Annotated in this window: 1 pseudogene; it reads left to right on the forward strand. The window is 60.4% G+C overall.

The features are described 5' to 3' along the window. Positions 1 to 409, forward strand: a pseudogene (locus ACT3UM_RS24220) (transketolase); the annotation flags it as partial.

Genomic DNA, 409 nt, shown 5'->3' on the forward strand with positions numbered 1-409 from the left:
CTGGTACCTTACGGCGCGACCTTCCTGATCTTTATGGAGTACATGCGTAACTCGATCCGTATGGCGTCGTTGATGGGCCAGCAGGTGATTTACGTATTTACCCACGACTCCATTGGCTTGGGGGAAGATGGGCCGACTCACCAGCCCATTGAGCAACTGACCAGCCTGCGCACCACGCCTAACCTCAATACCTGGCGCCCTTGTGATGCGGTGGAAACAGCGGCCTCCTGGGATGCGGCGATTAAGCGTCACTCCGGCCCCACGGCGCTCGTACTGTCACGCCAGAACCTGCCCCACCAGCAGCGCACGAAGGCGCAGTTGGCAGCGATCCAGAACGGCGCTTACGTGCTCAAGGACAGCGAAGGCACCCCCGAGCTGATTCTGATCGCCACGGGCTCAGAGGTGGCAT

It is taken from the genome of Halomonas sp. AOP13-D3-9 (genome assembly GCF_052379125.1).
GTDB lineage: Bacteria > Pseudomonadota > Gammaproteobacteria > Pseudomonadales > Halomonadaceae > Vreelandella.